This window comes from Colidextribacter sp. OB.20, from assembly GCF_009911595.1.
In the GTDB taxonomy this organism is placed as follows: Bacteria; Bacillota; Clostridia; order Oscillospirales; family Oscillospiraceae; genus Lawsonibacter.
This window is the reverse complement of the sequence record NZ_QWKG01000004.1, coordinates 43,783-59,052: the sequence shown is the minus strand read 5'-3', so window position 1 is coordinate 59,052 and position 15,270 is coordinate 43,783. Positions and strand designations below refer to the sequence as shown.

17 protein-coding genes are annotated in these 15,270 nt (G+C 55.8%); 3 read left to right on the top strand and 14 right to left on the bottom strand.

The genetic code is table 11. From position 1 onward, the window contains the following. Window positions 1-3: 3 nt before the first annotated feature. From D1641_RS01230 to D1641_RS01165, 14 genes are all read right to left on the bottom strand, one after another. On the bottom strand, window positions 4-1,776 hold the full coding sequence (locus D1641_RS01230; protein ID WP_347707361.1) for a terminase TerL endonuclease subunit: 1,773 nt from the start codon (window positions 1,774-1,776) through the stop codon (window positions 4-6). Next, window positions 1,766-2,275 (bottom strand): P27 family phage terminase small subunit, encoded by a 510-nt coding sequence (locus tag D1641_RS01225; protein ID WP_160662574.1) that lies wholly within the window; start codon window positions 2,273-2,275, stop codon window positions 1,766-1,768. Before D1641_RS01225 ends, D1641_RS01230 begins: the two co-directional genes overlap by 11 nt. 175 nt (window positions 2,276-2,450) lie before the next feature. Further along, window positions 2,451-2,822, bottom strand: coding sequence for an HNH endonuclease (locus D1641_RS01220; RefSeq protein WP_160662573.1), 372 nt, complete (start codon window positions 2,820-2,822; stop codon window positions 2,451-2,453). 70 nt (window positions 2,823-2,892) lie between these two features. Next, window positions 2,893-3,096: a cysteine-rich KTR domain-containing protein gene (locus tag D1641_RS01215; protein ID WP_160662572.1), complete on the bottom strand. Its 204-nt coding sequence runs from the start codon at window positions 3,094-3,096 to the stop codon at window positions 2,893-2,895. 64 nt (window positions 3,097-3,160) lie between these two features. Next, the gene (locus D1641_RS01210; protein WP_160662571.1) at window positions 3,161-3,922 is read right to left on the bottom strand and encodes a hypothetical protein; all 762 of its coding nucleotides are present in this window, start codon (window positions 3,920-3,922) and stop codon (window positions 3,161-3,163) included. Between the two features lie 52 nt (window positions 3,923-3,974). Further along, window positions 3,975-4,124 (bottom strand): hypothetical protein, encoded by a 150-nt coding sequence (locus tag D1641_RS01205; protein WP_160662570.1) that lies wholly within the window; start codon window positions 4,122-4,124, stop codon window positions 3,975-3,977. 60 nt (window positions 4,125-4,184) lie between these two features. Further along, window positions 4,185-4,778 carry a hypothetical protein gene (locus D1641_RS01200; protein WP_160662569.1) on the bottom strand — a complete coding sequence of 198 codons (594 nt, stop codon included), beginning with the start codon at window positions 4,776-4,778 and terminating at the stop codon, window positions 4,185-4,187. After that, window positions 4,771-5,253, bottom strand: a complete 483-nt coding sequence (locus tag D1641_RS01195; protein WP_160662568.1) for a hypothetical protein — start codon at window positions 5,251-5,253, stop codon at window positions 4,771-4,773. The genes D1641_RS01200 and D1641_RS01195 overlap by 8 nt, the downstream gene beginning before the upstream one ends. Window position 5,254: 1 nt before the next feature. Continuing rightward, entirely contained in the window at window positions 5,255-5,404 is a 150-nt protein-coding gene (locus D1641_RS01190; RefSeq protein WP_160662567.1) for a hypothetical protein, read from the bottom strand. Continuing rightward, window positions 5,404-7,068 carry a PcfJ domain-containing protein gene (locus D1641_RS01185; protein WP_160662566.1) on the bottom strand — a complete coding sequence of 555 codons (1,665 nt, stop codon included), beginning with the start codon at window positions 7,066-7,068 and terminating at the stop codon, window positions 5,404-5,406. The genes D1641_RS01190 and D1641_RS01185 overlap by 1 nt, the downstream gene beginning before the upstream one ends. Window positions 7,069-7,078: 10 nt before the next feature. After that, window positions 7,079-7,441 (bottom strand): hypothetical protein, encoded by a 363-nt coding sequence (locus tag D1641_RS01180; protein ID WP_160662565.1) that lies wholly within the window; start codon window positions 7,439-7,441, stop codon window positions 7,079-7,081. Further along, complete coding sequence (locus D1641_RS01175) at window positions 7,438-8,496, bottom strand: DUF3102 domain-containing protein (protein ID WP_160662564.1); 1,059 nt, start codon at window positions 8,494-8,496, stop codon at window positions 7,438-7,440. Before D1641_RS01175 ends, D1641_RS01180 begins: the two co-directional genes overlap by 4 nt. Beyond that, window positions 8,480-9,901, bottom strand: a complete 1,422-nt coding sequence (locus tag D1641_RS01170) for a DnaB-like helicase C-terminal domain-containing protein (protein ID WP_160662563.1) — start codon at window positions 9,899-9,901, stop codon at window positions 8,480-8,482. The genes D1641_RS01175 and D1641_RS01170 overlap by 17 nt, the downstream gene beginning before the upstream one ends. Further along, entirely contained in the window at window positions 9,888-10,754 is an 867-nt protein-coding gene (locus tag D1641_RS01165) for a helix-turn-helix domain-containing protein (RefSeq protein WP_160662562.1), read from the bottom strand. The genes D1641_RS01170 and D1641_RS01165 overlap by 14 nt, the downstream gene beginning before the upstream one ends. A 588-nt stretch (window positions 10,755-11,342) precedes the next feature. Here D1641_RS01165 and D1641_RS01160 point away from each other — a divergent pair. The 3 genes from D1641_RS01160 (at window position 11,343) to D1641_RS19340 (ending at window position 14,946) form a co-directional block, all read left to right on the top strand. Further along, window positions 11,343-11,744, top strand: a complete 402-nt coding sequence (locus D1641_RS01160; protein ID WP_160208270.1) for a plasmid mobilization relaxosome protein MobC — start codon at window positions 11,343-11,345, stop codon at window positions 11,742-11,744. Between the two features lie 296 nt (window positions 11,745-12,040). Continuing rightward, window positions 12,041-12,424 (top strand): BlaI/MecI/CopY family transcriptional regulator, encoded by a 384-nt coding sequence (locus D1641_RS01155; protein ID WP_160662561.1) that lies wholly within the window; start codon window positions 12,041-12,043, stop codon window positions 12,422-12,424. Then, on the top strand, window positions 12,421-14,946 hold the full coding sequence (locus D1641_RS19340; RefSeq protein ID WP_243149184.1) for a M56 family metallopeptidase: 2,526 nt from the start codon (window positions 12,421-12,423) through the stop codon (window positions 14,944-14,946). The genes D1641_RS01155 and D1641_RS19340 overlap by 4 nt, the downstream gene beginning before the upstream one ends. Window positions 14,947-15,270 lie beyond the last annotated feature (324 nt).

Below are 15,270 nucleotides of genomic sequence, written 5' to 3'. Positions count from 1 at the left end.
ACCTCATAAATGATAATCTCCCCGGCTCATTGCGTCAGCCAGGTCGGGCGGCTGGTTTCTCTTGACGATCCAGGCAGCCACGGCGATAATCCAGGCCACCGTAATGTCAATCCGACCGATACTGCGGTTTTTCATTGGTTTGATATTCTCGTTTCCGTCCACCGCACACCGCACGTTGCCGAAGCACCAGCGGGCGCAAGAGTTATGAACGTGGAGCATCTCGTGCTTACGGATCAGCTGCTCCAGCTCCTTCATGGCCGGCGACATGCCGGTCATCGTCTGAGCAATGGCAATCACCTGTATCCCTGCTTCCTCCAGCCGGGGAGTCACCGTCTGGGTTAAATATTGGTCCACTCCCACGCATTGGAGGTCATACAGCTCATTTGCCTCCAGAACGGCATCCACCACATCCTTGGGGTCGATCATGTCCCCTTTGGGAAGGGTAAGAAATCCGGCCCGCTCCCAGTCCCGGTATGGAACATGGTCCCGCTGCTCCGCCTCCAGCACGGTGTCTATCGGCCGCCAGGCCCGAAACAGGGCCACAGCCGTCTCCAGCCCCGGCTGGGGCGGGAAGACCAGCACAAAGGCGGTCAAGTCGGTGGTCATGGACATATCCAGGCCGCCGAAGCACATCTTCCCGGTCAGGTGCTCCCGAATCCACTCCTCCCGCTCCGCCTTTTTTGACGGCCCGATTTGAGTTTTGTCGTAAAGGGTCAAGGGCAGCCATCCCACATCCTTCACGGAAATCCACTGGTTGAGCCGCAGCCACCGGAAATTTCGTTCGGCCGCCTCGCTCTGTTTTGCCTCCCGGGCCGCCTGTCGGAACTGTCTGGGATTGATAGTTACCCCGTAGGACGGGTTGCACTGCCTCCAAAGCGCCTCGTTCTGGAGGTCCAGCGCCGCCAGCTTGTCCGGATCATCCCCGGTGAGAACGGACACCCCGTACATAATGGGCAGCCACGCAGGGTCGTCCCCGTCCCCGGGCAGCTCCGGCTTCCCTCTCCGCCAGGCCAGAATTTTACGGCATTTTTCGTGTATTTCCCATCCGATAGAGGTTCGGTCCGGGTCGTCTCCGGCTGTGGTGAGCACCAGCACCGCCTGCTGCCGCCGGGCGGCGTCCGAGCCCACGGTGAGCACTTCCCATCGCTCTCGTCCGGCCCGTCCGCTCCAGGCGTGGAGCTCATCGCAGATCACAGCGGAGTAGCTTGCCCCATGCTTGTTCTCCACGTCGCTGGAGTAGACCTTCAGCAGTCCGCCGAATTTGGTGCGGATTTCCCGGACACTGTCCCGGCACCAGGCCAGCGGCTTATGCTTGGGCTCCGACATGGCGGTGTTCTCTACCATGTACTTGGCGCATTTATAAATGATGTCCGCCTGGACCTTGTCTACGGCGAACACTCCCACATGGGGAAGCTGCTCTCCGTCCGCTAGCAGGAAATAGAGCCCAAGACCTGCGGCCAGCTCGCTTTTTCCGTTCTTTTTTGGTATCTCCTCGTAGCCAAACCGCCGGTACCGCACCCAGGTACCGTCCGGGTTTTTCACCTGGACACCGAAAAATTCCTGTATAAATTCTTTTTGCCAGGGCAGCAGCTTAAAGGGCTTTCCGGCCCACTCGTTTTGCCCGAACACCAGAAGAGAGAAAAACCGCTCTACCCGGTCCACGGCCTCCTGGCTGTACCGCAGCTCCGCCCCGTCCTCCGGAACGGGAACCCGGATAAAAGGCGTCAGCCAGACCATTTCTGGCATAGTATCCACTACAGATGCGTCAGGCTTCACTGGCCAGTCCTCCCTCAATCAGCTGGAGGAATGGGTTTTGGTCTTCCGACTTTTGTTTGACGCTCTCCGGAACCACCAGCCTACACCGGCTGGTCACGCTCAGACCCATCACTTCGCCGCACTGTCGGGCTTGTCGAAAATACGTATTTTGAATCGTCGTCCAGCTCTGGGCCCGTTTTTCATCATTGTCACGTATGGCAGCTGATGCTTTCTTGTTCGCTTTCAACCATCCATCTCGGGCCACAAAATACTGCCCAAGCACATCCCGATCCAGTTCGGTATAAAGCCCGGCGTTAAGCAGAATCTGTCCAATCTCCAAGAACTCACTGTGAAACCGCTTTGTCAGCCAACCCGGCGGCTTTACACAGGCGGAAGGCTCCACCTGAGGCTCAGCGGCCAGCCGCTCCGCCTCCTCCGCTTTGCTCAAATGCTTTCGCCCATTCGCCTTAACCAACACAGTCGGCTGTCTTTTTCCCGCCATCAACATCACCCCTTTCACCAACTTCTCCCATGGGGGAAAAATCTCTCACGAAGTAGGACATGCGGTCATCTACGAGGCATCAAAAAACTTTTTTGGCCGGGGGGGTAGGGGCTGCAAGGCATAGCCTTGCCCTGCGCGCGCGCCTGAATCCTACCGCGCGCCGACGCACCCAAAGCTTCCCGAGTTTTGTTTTTCATCTGCGTAATTTTGCCCGCCGTTTTTTCCACTGTTCCTGCATAGTTTTCCGGCTGTGGCAGGAGTGGCACAGGCTTTCCAGGTTTCCCTCGTCGATGAACAGCGCCCAGTTGCCCTTGTGGTCCTGGACATGGTCCACGTCGGTGGCTCGGACACGAAAGCCCCGCCGGGCGCACTCCCTGCAAAACGGTTCCCGCAGAAGTTGGGCGGGCCTAAGGCCATCCGTCCAAATCGACAGGCCGTACCAGTTGTGCCAGGCTACACTCTCACGGCGGGCCGCCTGCTTAGGCTTGTGAGCAGAACACCAGCCGTTGCGAGTAAGCGCACCACATCCTGGATACCGGCAAGGCCTCAATAGCCTGTTAGCCATGGGCTATCACCTCCACGGTCATCGGGAAAAACGAAAAGCTACGGCCAACAACTGCGCGTCTCAGCGCCAGTCATTGGCCGTAGCTCTCAAAGCATTCGCCCTTCACGATATCCACGATGTGTTCAGTTTTGCATACCCGGCAGAATGCCACGATGTTGTGCCCCTCGGTATCTGGGCGTATCTGCATCATCTGCCGGTTGCGGCGGCATGTGGGACATTCCAGCCACTTGCCTCTTACTGTCAACATTTTACCATGTTTGGATTCAAATTGCAAGGTTTCCCACTCCTTTTTCCATAAGTTAATATAATCCTCAAGGCTGAAAAAATATTAAAAAAGGTTATGGCCGCTTCCGTCGGCGCCGGCGTTTGGCCTTGGGCCTGGGACCTATGGTAGTCTCCCATCCAGCGGCCAGGTACTTAATAAATTGAAAATGGCCATAGAGTGTGTCTCTATTATCGTTATTAAAAGTAATCGGTGCATTGCGAGGGATGGTCAGCTGTGTGTCGTTGGGAACCCGGAAGCACTCCCGCTCCGGCTTGCGCAAATTCCGGGAGCCAGACCACAGCCGCAGCCCCGCCTTGTCCCGCTGCTCCTTGCACAGATACCGGGCCAGGGTCTCAAAATTCTTATCCCGGTCAATGCGCAGCTGCTTGAACTCCACACCGCCCTGGCCCCATAACCGGCGGATCAGGTCATAGTCCTCGCCGGTCCCGTTGATCAATGCGTGGTGATGCCAGCGGCCCTCTCCATGCTTGTGCTCGGTGACGTAGAGGTAACGCAGCTCCTGGCCCTTTTCTTTCCGGGCTTTCCTCAGCCGCTTCCAAAAGGCCCGCATAGCCGCCCGGGCCTCTGCCCGGTTCCGGGGCAGGTGGGCGTCGTCATAGGTGAGGGTCACATACAGGTCCCTGACACCAAAGTTGGCGGCAATCAGCAGCTCCAGCTTCTGATAAGCGTATTTCAGGTTCATCTGCTGTTGGGCCGCCGATGACAGGGCCTTTTTGCCCGCTCGGACCCCGGCGCTGTCCCTGGGGTTGGGCGCGGGGTAGATGCACTCTACCACCAGCGGCCCGGCGACAATAATTTTCTTGAATTTTGCCACGAGGTCTGCCTCCTGTTATCCAACAGACCGTAGCCCTCATGGCCTTCGTCCTTTAATCTTGCAGCTTCATCTGCTCCGGCAGCACTTCTACCACGGAGATCACCCGGGTATCGCCGTACCGCTCCGCCTCCATAGCCAGGGCTTCCTTGACGCCAATGGCCTGCCCTGGTGGGGCATCCACTTCGGTGATGATCCTCAGCATGGGACTGCCTCCAGAGAATCCAACGCCCTGGCAATCTTCCGCCACTCAGACAGCTCCATTTTAGAGGCACAGCTGCCAGCAATATCCCGGAGAGTATCCTTCGATATGCGGCCTCCCTTCCTGTGGGCAGTCGTTTCGAGGATCTTTGGTCAGATAACTGGCCAGATCCTCATAGGTATAATCCTTGTTGAAGATCAGCCGCCTCATTTCTATGTTATCACCGTAAACCCATAGACGTTTAATCTCCTCCAGGTCATCCCCGGTAGAATTAACAACCACATGGATATGAGGCCGCCCCCCGGGGCAGTGCCCCTCCACTACATAGATATATTTCAGAGGCTGTCCTCTGGCTCTTCTCGCTGCCCGGAACTTGCCAAAGAAGTTCCGGGCCCGCTTTATTGTCTGCTCTCTGGTCTCAGTAAGATATTTGTCGCCAAAAGTCAAGGTCAGAAACAAATCCCCGTTGTCAAAATTAGCGGCCAGTGTCCGCTCCAGCTTCTGGAAGGAAGTCCTGGCGTTCAGCCGCTCCCGGGCGGCGGTACTTGCCTTCTGCTTCTGGGCCCTGGCTTTCGGGGAGTCTCCCACTGCCGGTGCAGTATACACAACAGCACACACCAGCCGGCCGCAGCGAACTTGTTTTAATGTTTTAGCCATTCGCTGCCTCCTTGGCCTCCAGCGCATCCAGAGCTTTGGCAATCTTTTGCCACTCAGACAGCTCCATTTTAGGGGCACAGCCGCCAGCGATATCCCGTAGAGTATCCTCCGATATGCGGGCTCCCTTCCTGTGGGCAGTCTTTTCAGCGACCTTATCCAGACAGCCCAGCCCGTAGGCATCCCGGTATGCTTTCAGCCTTTGTACAATAGCCCGCTTTTCCGCCCCTATGTCCTCTGACTCCGTTTTGACCTGTTCTGGAGGCCCAGGCTCAAGAGGTTCCGCCAAAGCATCTCCCTGCACCACCACCCCGCCCAGTGGAGGCAGCTCCATCACCTCGGTTAGAGCATTTATCGCATCCAACAATGACATACCTTCTGCCACATAGCTAAGAAGCAGCAATTCCCGTTTAGGAAGCCCCTCTCGGATAGACATCCCGCATAGGGGACATGATTCACCAGGTTTTAAAAGTCTCATATTATCCTCCAATCCTCAGCTGCTCCGGGTGGGTCTCTGTCACTGACACTACCCGGACATCGCCAATGTGTTCCAGGGCCATGGCCACCTGCTCCTTCACGCCGATAGCCTGGCCGGGCGGGCGGTCCACCTGACAGACGATGGTCAGCATCAGGCAACGCCTGCCTTTTGCTCCTGGGGCAGCACCGGCCGGCCCTGCCGGTCCCGTCTGCTCCCGGCCTTCAGCCACCCCTTCCATACGGACAAAAAGTGCTCATACTGATCTCTGGGACTAATGCCGCCTCTGTAGTGCTCGTTTCTGTACCCATGGATCTGCATGATATCTGTCTGGCCGGCTCCCGTCATCTCGATGGTGACGTAGGATCGCTCTGGCCGGCGGGAGCGCCGCAGGAAGAGGATCGTGGTCTTGCCCTGGATGTGCCGGCCCGCGTAGCCGCCCACACAGTGCTTGAGGATCCGCCCCTCCTCCACGATCTGCCGGGCGTTCTCCGGGACCACGACCCGCAGGCCGTCCAGCTCAAACTCATACTTTTTCCGCAGCTCCTCCAGCCGTTTGGCGTAGGCTTTGGACTGCTTCTTATCCTCCTCCGCCTGTATCGTCTGAGCCGCCGCGTCGTGCCGCGCCCGCAGGTCCTTTGGCATCAAGACATCCTCCCGGTTCAGGTCGTACCCCAGCTTCCCGGCCATATCCAGGTAGTCGTACCACAGCTCCGCCGCCTGGTCCTGGGCGATCGGCCCCAGGACAGACAGCACATACCGCTCCGCCTTCTGAGGGCTGACCTTACACCGCAGGGTGCAGCTGGCCAGCTTTTTCGCCTGGGCCCCGCCAAAGGAGCTCCACAACCGGATCATGTCCCGGACCAGCAGTTCCGCCCCGGCCCGCTGTTCCTCGTGGATCCAGTGGAGCAGCGTCAGGGAGGGCGCCGCCAGGAAGGCTTTGGCATCCGCTTTGGACAGCCGGAAAAAGTCCCAGGGCTTGTCTGCCTGCCAGTTCAGGTCCTGGTGATTTTTCTTTCCCTCACACAGATCGGTTACCGCATCGGTAAGCCCCAGCTTCACCGCCAGCTCCATCTGAGGGTGGAGGGCGTACTCTGCCAGAAACTCAATACACAGCCGGACCTTGTTGTCCTCCTCCAACCAGCACCCCACTACATCACGATACCACTCATTGATCTGGCAGTACCGGAATTTTGACCGCTCCAGGGCCTCCAGCCCGAACAGCCAGTAATGGTCGGTGAGGCAACGGTATGGATTGTTCTGGAAGGGCTTGCAGATGTTTTTCATCTGCGTCCAGGGCTGAGGGCCCATTATCATCCCGAAATAGTAGTCGATTGACCGCTTCCACCCCATCACCCGACCGGGGGCCAGATAATACCGGGCCTTCTCGGTCCAATCCACCCATGGGGTTAGGTCATTCCAGCCTGGGATCTTCCGGGTCGCCAGTCCGGCGGAGATCAGCAGGGCGCCCTCTTTGTCCGCCCGGAGGAAGACCGCTGGGATGGTCTCCCGGAGGTTGGAGAAATTTCGGATCCGCCCCAGGCTTTTCAGTTGGACCTCTTCCCTACACGCCGGGCAGGTGACGTAGTCGTTGTGATGTGCCTTGAAAAAATCCTTGTCTTCATCTTTCTCCACACTAAAGGTCTGTTCGCATTTGGTGCAGCAGCACTCCCGGTAGTCCCGCCGACCGAAGGTCTCATAGAAGCACAGGCCGGTGAACCTTTCCTTGACCTGCTCCTCCTCCTCGCCCGTCAGGTATGCCTGGAAGCGGCTCAGCAGTTCCGCGCCGGCGATGGCGTCCACATTACACTTTGCCATACCGTCCACCTCACAGGAAGTCGTCGAAGTTGAGCTGCAGGACGTTGTCCTCTTCCGGCTCCTCCGCCCGGACGCTCCCGCACAGGTCGATCCGCATGATCATTGAGACCGCTGCACCGGGAAAGTAGAAGGACACGGCCCGCTTATAGGCGTCCAGGTCGGAGATGCTGTTTCCTGCCCCCTTGGCCACCGCCGCCATGCACTCAGGAAAGCTCCCGCCCTGGGCTACAGCCTGGGCGAACTCCTCATTCTGCTGGCAGAAGTCAAGCAGAGTATTTTTGACAGCGGACTTCATTGCACCTTCCTTTTGGCCTTTGACCTCCTTGGCGCCCTTCTCCAACTTACCCTTAGCCTGCTCATACCAGCTGTTCATTTCGCAGCCTCCCTTATCGCGTCGCTCAACGCCAGGATAGCCCTGGTCAATTTTTCAGCGGTGGTCTGTTCTTCCCGCCCCCGGGCCCTCATGAGAAGCCCCCGCAGCTTGTTGACTACCTCCTGAGCCTGGTCAAAGTAGACCTGGAATTTAGCCACATCCGGGTCGGACATAGCAGCGGCTTTCTCTCTGTTTTTCGCTACCTCCTCCAGCTGAAGCTTGAGAATGTCCGCAGTGGCCTCGGCGTTTCTTCGCTTCTCGTCGGCTTTTTTCTTCGACTCATTGGCCTTGTCCAGTTTGGCCTGGAGGGCCGCAATCTCCTCCGCCTTGGCGGCCTCGCCCTCGGCCCGGGCCTTGTCCAGCGCTGCCTGGTCCACTTCCATTACTGCCACGTCCACTGGCGCCGCCTTCAACTCGGACAGCTGCTTCTTCAGCTTCTCGACATAGTTGGCTGTCTCCTCTTTCTCCGACTTGGCCAAATCTAAAAGCGCGTTGGCTGCTTTAATGCTCTCCATCAGCGCCTGCCGCTCCTCCTCAGCGGCCCGGCTGTCTGCCTTTGCCTGCTCCGCCACCCTCCGGGCCTCATCCCGCTCCTTGATGGCTTTCTCCAGCTCCCGGGAGGTCATGTCGATAACCGCTTTCTCCTCCCCGTTCACCTGGTGGGTCTCAGTGAGAAACTCCTCCCGTTCAGCTTCCGGCAACGCCAACAGCTGCAAGGCTTTGCGGGCTCCCAAATCCGACACCAGTGTCGGATTTGAATACTCTCTGGCAATCTTCATGAGCCGCTGGGCCTGACGCTCGGAAAACTCTATCTTCTCGCTCAGCCATGTCAGCCACTCACCATGTTCCAGCATGGCCTTCGCCTCAATCAGGCCCCGACCAATAGTAAGAATCGCCTCACCACCTACCCGCTTAGCCTCCAAAATCTCGCCTGTGATGGTTTCAATGTCCCGGACGGCGTCCATCTGACCAGGCTGGCCCTCCGCCAGGGTTGGCGTCACCAGCCCGATATTGCTTAGCCGGTCCGACAGGGCCGCTTTATCTGTCTGTGTCATGCTGTTCCTCCTTATCCGTAAAGGGGTTTTCCTTGTCCCACTTGTCCTCCATTTCTTCCCATGTCATCTGTGTGGGGCCCAGCTGCTCCGGGTCTCTCCTCCGCGCCACCGGCCGGTAATGGGAGGTCGTCATTTTGCTGGACCTCATATCAAACGCCATCGTACATTCTCCGGAAGAGCCGTGGCGATTCTTCGCCAGAATGACCTGAAGCTCCGATATCGTCCCTGCGGCCTTCTGAGACTGGTAATAGTCAGGCCTGTGGAGAAATATCACTCCGTCCGCGTCCTGTTCAATGGCTCCGGTGTCCCTCAGGTCGGTCAAAATAGGCGTTGGGTCTTTACGGTCTGAGCCCGCCCGGTTCAGCTGGCACAGGGCCAGCACTGGCACCCGGAAGCGGCGGGCCAGACTCTTGATGTCCCCGGAAATCTCCGTCATGTACTCCACCCGTCCGGGGCTCCGCCCACGCAGCTCCGGACGGAGCTTGCCGATGTAGTCAATGACGATGAGAGCCAGGTCCTTTACCCGGCGGGCCATCTGCTCCACATCGGCCACCGTCGCTGTATCCCGGCGGTTGATGTGAACGGGCAAAGCCCGGATCACATCCGCCGCATCGGCGACGGCGGCCTCCTCCTCGTCCGTAAGCACACCCATCAGCAGCCGGTTGGCGGGGATGCCCGTCTCACGGGCCAGGCGTTTGGACTCCAGCTGCTCCGGGTCCATCTCCAGCGACACAAAGAGCACAGGCCTGCCCTGCTTAGCCAGCCGGTCGGCGATGTTGATTGCCAGGGTAGTTTTTCCCATGCCCGGCCGGGCGGCCAGGACATACATGCCGCTGTTCAGCATCCCGCCCCCCAGCTGCTGGTCCAGATCCTGATAGCCTGTCGGCACAAACGCACCGCCGCCCTGGGCAACCAGGTCCCGGTGGGCATAGAAGGCCAGCATGGCGCTGTCCGGGTCCAAAAGGTCCTCGTTCACGCCGTCCTTTTGCAGGTCCTCCAGCCGCCGGACGGCCTCCATCAGCACGTCCGGGGTCGGGGTGTATTCGGCCAGCTCCGTCGTGATGTACTCGGCCACCGCCGCCACTCCCCGCTTCAACGCCTCCTCCCGGACGATCTTGGCGTACTCCTCCACATTGGCCGCTGTTGGCGTGACGTCCATCAGCTGGAGCAGATAGCTGCGGGATGCACCCTCGACGTAACAGCCCGCCCGCTTCATTCCCTCCAGCACGGTCACCGGATCAATGCGCTGTTTTCCCCGGTCCATCGCCAGGATTACCTGGTACAGCTCCCGATTCAGCTCCAGGGCAAAGTCCTGGGGGCGCAGGATCCGGGCCGCCGCCTCCAGACACCTGGAGTCAATGAGGATTGAGCCCAGGACCGCCTGCTCTGCCTCAAGCGCTCTCATCGTAGACGGTTACCTCCTCCCCGTTGATAATCTCCGTGTGGAATGGCCTGGGCGGGACAGGGGCTGGAGGTTCGGAGGGAGCTTCCAGGGCCGGCCGCTTGCGCTTCTCCGTCCACCTTCGGTCCCGGAGCCACCGGAAGGCGTGTGGTATGCCCACATCCTCCCGCCACTCCCGGCTCTCCAGATGCCGCTTGAGCCCCCGGGATATTTCCAGCAGAAGCGCCTCCTCACTGTCCCCGTGGCTCGCCATCAGCTCCTTATCCTGAGGGAGCTTGTCCCACTGTTCCACCGCCTTGGCCCGGTCCTCGTCCCGAGGGTAGGCCTTCCAGAAGCCCTCAAACTTCTCCGGCTGCCAGCCGGGCACCGATTTCGGCTTCCGAGCTCTTTTCGGCTTTTCCGCCACACTCGCCCCCTGGGGGGCTTTAGGGGGTTCTTTTAAGTCTGTATTCTTTTCTTCTTTATTCTTTTGTGTCGTAAAAACCGGCAACGGTTTTCCCGTTGACGGTTCTGACCGTTGACGGTTTTCACCGTTGACGGTGTTTCCAGACAACGGTGCTTCATCCTGCAAAACATAGACGTTGGAAGCGAACTTGCCTCCCATATCATGGCTCTGTTCCCGGACCAGATACCCTACTCTTTGCAGCTCTCCCAGCAGCCGGCGGACCTTGTCTTTTCCGCACCCCGCCTTGACGGCCAGACCGGAGACAGTGTACTCCCAGTTGTCTGGCAGGCTGACCATCAGGGCGAACAACCCCCGGGCTTCCAGAGTCAGCCGGTCATCCTGTGCCGCTTCCCTGTACAGAACAATAAATCCCTTTTTGCGGCCGGACCTGAAAGTATTCTCGGAAATCATATCATCCACCCCTTGTATTTTTCGGGGAGTGTGCTATAATGATCATATCTTCCCTTAACAAGAGCATACAAAAACATGACAATGAATGGACTGTCAACCTTACGCAAAACACCGCTTCCGACAAAAAACCGGAGCGGTGTTTTTGTATATCTTCTGGACACCGTGACCAGAAGGGACCCGCCCATTTTCCCCGCTTCGTCCACGGAGGCTCTGCTGGATGTATCCCCCGTCGCCGCACCACCCATAGCACAGCCGGGGCTGCCTGTCAAGGGCAAAGCCGCCGCTGCGCGGCGGTGCTCCGCACCCTTGACTGGCTGTCCCGGCTGTGCTACCTCTCAAGGCGCGACGGGGGATATATCCTCCAGAGCCGCCCCCTTTCCCTGGATAGGGAAAGGGCGGGGGGATAGGGTCGAACCGCTTCTTCTCAAATCGCTATCTTTCCACGGCTGATATGTGGACAATTGGCAATTTCAACGCCTTGCCCCGCAAGGGTTTCCGGCCTTGGTTTCATAGGGGCTGGTATAGTATCATTCCCCAGGCCCGATTTATCGGGATACTGTCAACAATTTGAATTTATGGGAGGTATCTATGAACGGTAAAAAATCAACGTTTTGCAGCCTCCAAAGTCCGTCAACTGTGGTTGTGGGAAAGAAACGTGTTCGGAACACGCTGCTCCATGTTTGGCTGTCTCCAGATGAACGGGCAAAAATCCAGGAGCGCATGGCGGATGTGGGTATCCGCAACCTTTCAGCCTATGTGCGGAAAATGGCCCTCAACGGCTATGTGCTCCACGTTGACCTCGCTCCCGTCAAAGACATTGTTTCTCTGCAAAGGCGGTGTGCGAATAACCTCAATCAAATCGCGGTCCGAGAGAATATCAACGGCGGGGTTTACCCGGATGAAATCAAGGCCCTGCAAAAAGATTATGCGGACTTATGGGGGCCGCTTTCCGAACTGCTGGAGAGGCTTTCGGAGGTGGTTGCGCTGTAAGCGCGTAAGGCCCAGGAGCAAAGCGACGGGCCGCAGACAGGGAGGCCTCTGGACACGGTGTCCAGAGGCCTCCGGCGGGTTTGGGGTGCAACCTCAACAAGCATTTTCGCAAGGCGAAAATGGTGAGTGTGTTGACACTCGCCCTGCTTGCCGTTTAGCGCACCCCCCAGAATTGCGTAATAGTGGAGACTGCGTATTCCTAATCTCTTTTGTAAAATTATGGACTTGACAGAAGGACGACATCGTGTTATATTTTAATCATCAACACGATGTTATACATTAAGGAGGATAAAAACGTGGTACAGCAAATTTCCGATGCTGAACTTGAAATTATGAAAATCGTATGGGGAAACCCAGAGGATGTGACGTTGTTTCCCTATATCATGGATAGGCTAGCTGCCAGAGGCAAGCCGTGTCAAAAGAACACCTTGATTGTACTCCTATCGCGGCTGATGAACAAAGGCTTTCTGAGCGCAAAGAAAATCGGACGCCGCAACGAATATACCACACTTGTTTCGGAAGCGGAGTACCAGACGGTGCAGACGAAAAATTTCCTGGACAAGATTTATGAGGGCAGCGCAAAAGGTCTGGTTTCCAATCTGATTATGGGCGATATGCTGGCAGACGAGGAATATGAGGAATTGAAACGGCTGCTGGAGAAAGGAAAAGGGCCGCAATGAACGCAGTTTTGAAGATTTTCCTGTCCATGTCTTTTTCCGGCAGTTTACTTATTCTGGCTTTACTTTTTGGAAAACAGTTTTTGAAAAACAAAATCAGCCGGCAATGGCAGTATTACATTTGGCTGGTTGTTGTTTTGCGGCTACTGCTCCCGTTCGGGACGGAAGTAAGCCTGATGGGGAAGGCATATCAGGCTGTCGATCAAGCAATATCCCAGACCGCTCCTTTACCGCCGCAGCAACAGCTCCCATTAAACGCTCCGGAAAGCAATCTTGCTCCCGCTGTTGGGGCGGAACATCACAATGAAACGGTAAGTAGTCCGGCAGATGATGTAACAACTGCCCACCCACTTCAAGATATTGGAGTGTTGTTAATCAATCAGATCTGGCTGGTGTGGCTGGTGGCCGCGCTGGGCTTGTTGATACGAAAAATAACAATCTATCAGGGCTTTATGCGGTATATCAAGGCTGGATTAACCCCGGTTTCTGACATTGAGCGGTTAGACGAACTTTCTATTGTTGCGGAGCAGTCGGGCATCAAAAAGCCCATTGAATTATGCGTCAACCCGTTGGTTTCTTCCCCTCTGCTGATTGGCTTTTTCCGTCCGTGTATCGTACTGCCCAGCGCAGATATTCCTGAAAAAGATTTTCGCTATATCATCCTGCATGAACTGACGCATTACAAACGGCGGGATATGTTCTATAAATGGCTGGTGCAGATTACAGTCTGCCTGCATTGGTTTAACCCGCTTGTATATCTTATGAGCCTGGAAATTACCAAGGCTTGTGAATTTTCCTGCGATGAAGCCGTCCTTGCCAAAATGGGGAGCGGCAACGCGCAGGACTACGGGAAAACCTTGCTTGACGCGATGGCCGCAGTTGGGAGATACAAAGAAAATCTCGGCGCTGTCACTTTAAGCGAAAATAAACAGCTATTGAAAGAAAGGTTAGGTGCAATTATGAGTTTTAAGAAAGCATCAAAAGCAATTCGGCTTTTGACTGGTATGCTGACGTTGTGTATCATTTTCAGTGCAGCTTTCGTCGGAATTTATTCTACTGCCGCTGCCGCAGATGTGCCAAATTCGATACATGCAGACAATTCGTTAGAAATGGAAACATTGGATTTTAAGGGAACATCATATTATTTAGTTTATAATGAAGCCCAGCTCAGAGCGATTGGCACAGGCAAGTATGGCATGAACCTGAATTATATGCAGCAAGCGGATATTTCCTTGTCCGCAGGTGACTGGGTTCCCATCGGAACATGGGATGTCCCTTTTACAGGAACCTATAACGGCAATGGCTTTGAGATCACGGGCCTCACTATGACCGACCCGGACGCAGAGATTATAGGACTGTTTGGGGTTGCGAAAAATGCACATATTTACAACATTACCCTGCGGGATTATGACATTGCGAGTGCAGGAAAAAATGCCACTAATAAGTCGGTTGGTGCAGTCCTTGCGATTGGGCAAGGCAGCCGTTCCTATGATAATTTTGTCTACCCCAAAGAAGCAGGCGCGAGCATTGAGGATAATTCTTCAGAGATAGAGCGGTATTATAAAGCCGACAGTTTGCCTCTGTTTGAAATAACTTTCCCCCGGCTGGACGAAAATGCTCAAAGGATATGGCTTGAAAAGCTGTATGCCGAGAGCGATTTCGCTTTTTTCTCTGTTGCTGTGCGCAGACTTGGCTCAAATTCTCCTCTGCTTGCCGACTTTGCAGAAAAGGCATATACCGATGAAGAAATGGCGTTTTTCTCCACTTTAACGGACTGTATGGACAAAGCGGAACTGGAACTTTGGCTGGACAGGGCTTTGGAAGATGGAAACTGGGCTTTTCAATCTATGCTCTTTGATAAGCTGAACCGGAGCGAGGAGTTTGACGAGCTGGAAGAGAAGCAGCAGAAAGAATGGGCCGAAGCGCAGATGGCGGAATATGAGAAGGCAGGCGTCACGATGGTCGATGAAAAGACCTATTATTATCAAGGACAGCTGGTCAATATCTTTCTGGACATCCGGAAGGAAGGCTCCTTCTATACGCTGAATATGAACCCGAAAGGAACCGTCAATATCAAAATTGTCCGTGATGCGAAAAACAAAATCACAGGCGTTTCCTATATGACCGAAGCGGAAGTGATTGAACTGTTGAGGGATATGGATGATCCGGATGATAAAACTGGTGTGGCAATAATCCCCGTTGATTTCAAAACCGTAGCGGCAGGAGAAACTATCTTCCTGGGGGAATACACATTGTCCGACGGAGATGAAATTTTGTACGACATTTCAGCGAAAACAGGGAACAGAATGAAGGTCTTTTTTGCAAAGGACAATCAGGAAGATGTGGCCTATTGGTCAGTGAATAACCTGCGTCAGCCGGGCGAACCGCTGGAATGTATTGCGGATTTTACCGTTGGGCCTCCAGCGACAACGCCCGGAACCTATAAGCTGTACCTCCAAGCCCCGGACGGTGCTTTGGGAACTGTAAGGGGCAGCGTTTCGATTGTGTCAGCAGACGCATCCTGATAATTCAACACCTCTGCCAGAACAACGGCATATAAAAAAACCGTTGTTTCGGCGGCTGGTATCTGTGCGCCCGAACAAAATACAAGTAGCCATGCGGCGGTTTTGAAATAGTAAATTTCAAGCCGCCGCGTTCTTTTGAAAAAACGGAAAACGGAGGGTGTGTTAAAGTCGCCCATTTTTAAGGACACGGCGGTATCCTGGAGGTATCGCTATGTCCTTTTCTTATAGTTTACTGTCAAAAAAAGCCCACCCCCGCTGACGGGAAGCCCTGGCCGCAACTGCGAAAATTGTAATATCCTGTCGCCCCGGTACGTCCGTATAGCC